We start from the raw sequence: 3392 nt of genomic DNA on the forward strand, positions 1-3392 counted from the left end.
AGGCCGGGCCGACCAGTTGGTGTCAGGACAGCACCCCGAAAGGGCGTCAGTTATTCAGCAAGCCAGACCCGGCCGGAGCCGCAACCCCATCTTCATTGGTAATCCCAGTGTCCCGGGCCCGGCCTTCGCTCATCGCTGGGGGCAGTGGGGGGCTGGGGGCGGGCGGTGCCGGTGGAGGAGGAGGGCGGAGATCTCCTTGGCAGGGGATCGTTCACTGGAGCTGGCCTGCTTCCGCTCGGTGACCTGCTCTCCTGGTCGGAAAGGGCACACGCTCGGCCCTTGGAACTGCTCAGGTCGTGCCTCTAATCGACCCGCGACCGTCGGGACGGGTCCCGGTGAAATCATGCCCGCCGTGATCATGGGCGACTGGGGGCAGAACGTCATGAGGCAACGGGACCAAGACCGAGGTGGGCGTGCGGTCTCGGTTCAGTGCTGTTGGGAGAGGTCGCCGAGGGTGATCTTGAGGTCCTGGGTCGTGCCGCCGCGGCGCACGGTGATGGTCACTGTCTGTCCGGGGTCCTGTTTGCGCAGGGCTGCGAGGAGGTCGGTGACGTCGTTGACCTTGGTCCCGGCGAAGTCGGTGATGATGTCCCCTGGTTTCATGCCGCCCTTCTCTGCCGGGCCCTGGGGGCTGACGTCGATGACGAGGGCGCCTGCGGTGGTGGGCAGCCCGAACCGCTGGGCGGTCTGGGCGGTGATGTCTGCGGGGACGATGCCCAGGGCGGCGTGCTTGACCTTGCCGTTCGACAGGAGCTGGTCGGCGACAGAGGCCACCGTACTGGCGGGGGTGACGAAGCCGATGGCGACGGCACCGGAAGTGGGCGGGAGGTACGCCTCGGAGAGCCCGATGATCTCCCCGCTGGCGTCGGCCACGGCACCGCCGGAGTTCCCGGGCGAGATGGGAGCGTCGGTCTGGAGCAGGTCGATGCCGCCTTGCGGCGCTTCCGAGGAGGGTGGCATGTTGCGGTGCAGGGCGGAGACGATGCCCGCGGTGACCGTCTCGTCCAGGCCCAGTGGGCTGCCGATGACGACCGTCAGGGAGCCGACCTCCGGGGAGGCGGTGGCGTACTTCGGGGCCGGGAGGCCGGTGCGGTTCACTCTGAGCACCGCGACGTCGGTGACGTCGTCCACCCCGGCGACGTTCGCCTGCGCCTGAGAGCCGTCGGCGAACTGGACCTGAACCGTCTTGTAGGGGTGTCTCTGCTGGTCTTCGATCACGTGCGCGGCGGTGACGAGGGCGCCGTCGCTGCGGTAGACGACGCCGCTGCCTAGCCCGATCGGCGTCTGGACGGTGACGACGGACGGCTCGACCTCCTTCACCACGGATGGGACTGCGGCGAGCCCAGTCCCGGCGTTGGACGGGCCTGCGGCAGTGGAGGACGGCCCACCCGTCGCGGTGGCCGAGGGCGTCGCGGAGGGCGGGGGCCCAGCGGGGGTGCCGTTGGGGGAGGTGCACCCGGCCAGGGCAGCCGAGGATGCCAAGGCCAGGGCCGCAGCTGCACACGCTCGCCTCCGCATTGGTTCGAAGGCGGGGCCCATGATCCCTCCTCTCAACGCAACAGAGTTTCGGACAATCCAATGCCGTCGGGCCGGGCATTGGGGTCATCGCTTGGCTGCCCTGCCAGGACTCGAACCTGGATGCTCCCGGGCCAGAACCGGGCGGGTCTGCCAGTTCCCCCACAGGGCAAAGGCCCAGGGGACAGGGAAGGCCCCGCCCCCTGTAGAGGGCGGTCAGGTGTTGATCTGCTTCTTCGCCCCGGCTGCCTGGACGGCAACCTTGCGCGGCTTGGCCTCCTCGGCAACCGGCACGCGCAGGGTCAGGACGCCGTCCTCGTAGTTCGCCTCGATCTTGCCGGTGTCCAGGGCGTCGCCGAGGATCAGCTCGCGGCTGAAGACGCCCTCGGCGCGTTCGTCGGCGACGAGCTCCGCCTCGTCCGGGCGGTGCGTGTGCCGCTCGGCGCGCACAGTGAGGACATTCCGCTCGACTCCGACGTCAATCGTCTCCGGGTCGACCCCGGGAAGGTCGAACTCCACCACGAATTCGCCGTCCTTCCGCCATGCCTCAATGGGCATCGCCGTCCCGCGCGCGGTGCTGCCGGCAAGCTGGCGCGTCAGCCGGGTCAGCGCGTCCAGCTCGCGGAAGGGATCGGTTCGCATCAGCATCACTGCAACCTCCTGATCGAAGATTCGCTGCAATACATAGCTGCTGCCTGCTCACTAGACCTGCTCTAGCAGACACAGGTATTGTATTGCATCGGACACAAGAGCATGCAAGCCCGGACCGAGCGCGACCACCGCGGCCGCTGACCCCGCGGTCCTGACGTTCCCCCTTGGACGCAGCCGATCCCTTGAGCGGGACGAGCGGCGCGATGCTGCCCTGTGGGCGGACAACGGACGCGGCCGCTGCCGAGGGCGCAGGAATGCCGATAGTCAACGAGGACCGCGTCCGCACCGCTCGTCATCCCAATCGGAGGATCCTTCGCCCGGCTTCCAGGACGGCCCGGAGGAGAAGTCCCGGGACGAAGGGGACCGCCCTCTTCGACGGCGAGGAGACCATCGTCTCCTGACCGGGTCATCCGGCGTCTGTAACTCGAAATCACCTTGGCGGGTACAGGCCTTGGGATAGAACTGCCGCGGCCGAACCCTATGCCCCTCCGGGAGGAGCCCGCCGCCGTGATGACCCTGCCGCATCATCCCGCCCGCTCGTCAGGGCACATCCACGCCCCCACCATCGCCGTTGCACGCGCATCGGGCCAGGAACAGCTCGGCTCAGCAGGTATGACCTGTGCCATAGCAGCATCTGAGGTGCCCGTATGGCATGACCGGCTCCCCCGGGAGATGGAACGGAATTTCCGAATCCAGCTTTCGGGCACTGGTTCAGGAATGGGAGGGGCGTGAACTGGGTCTATGCCTCCTGCGACGCTGGAGTCTTCCTGGTAAGGCTCAGTCCGCTCGTGGCGCCGTTGAGGTCCTGCACGACGGAGACGTCTGCGACGTCCACCAGCACCGTGTCACCCTCGGAGATCTCGCCCGAGAGAAGCGCCCTGGCGAGCCGATCGCCGATCTCCCGCTGCACGAGGCGGCGGAGAGGCCGAGCACCGTACGCGGGATCGTAGCCGGACATCGCAAGCCACGCGCATGCGCCATCGGTGACATCGAGCGTGAGGCGCCGCGCGTGGAGCCGCCGCTGGAGGGCGTCCACCTGGAGCTGCACGATCCGGGAGAGCTCCTCCGCCGAGAGCGGATCGAAGACGATGATCTCGTCCAGCCGGTTCAGGAACTCCGGCTTGAAGGACGAGTTCACCACGCCCATGACCGCATCCCGCTTCGTCTCCTGGCTCAGATCGGGATCGACGAGGAACTGGCTGCCGAGGTTCGAGGTCAGCACGAGG

Annotated in this window: 2 protein-coding genes, 1 tRNA gene and 1 pseudogene; all 4 read right to left on the bottom strand. The window is 68.1% G+C overall.

From position 1 onward, the window contains the following. Positions 1 to 426 precede the first annotated feature (426 nt). Positions 427 to 1539 carry a S1C family serine protease gene (locus V7053_RS18385; RefSeq protein WP_334173701.1) on the bottom strand — a complete coding sequence of 371 codons (1113 nt, stop codon included), beginning with the start codon at positions 1537 to 1539 and terminating at the stop codon, positions 427 to 429. 71 nt (positions 1540 to 1610) lie between these two features. Beyond that, positions 1611 to 1687 (bottom strand) — tRNA-Gln (locus tag V7053_RS18390). 44 nt (positions 1688 to 1731) lie between these two features. After that, positions 1732 to 2163, bottom strand: a complete 432-nt coding sequence (locus V7053_RS18395; RefSeq protein ID WP_334173702.1) for an Hsp20/alpha crystallin family protein — start codon at positions 2161 to 2163, stop codon at positions 1732 to 1734. Between the two features lie 742 nt (positions 2164 to 2905). Then, positions 2906 to 3392: pseudogene (locus tag V7053_RS18400) on the bottom strand (ATP-dependent chaperone ClpB); the annotation flags it as partial.

This window comes from Sinomonas sp. (assembly GCF_036848755.1).
Lineage (GTDB): Bacteria > Actinomycetota > Actinomycetes > Actinomycetales > Micrococcaceae > Sinomonas.

Excerpts from the sequence above, each read along its gene's own strand:
- V7053_RS18395 (WP_334173702.1), bottom strand. The coding sequence starts at position 2,163 with ATGCTGATGCGAACCGATCCCTTCCGCGAGCTGGACGCGCTGACCCGG.
- V7053_RS18385 (WP_334173701.1), bottom strand. The coding sequence starts at position 1,539 with ATGGGCCCCGCCTTCGAACCAATGCGGAGGCGAGCGTGTGCAGCTGCG.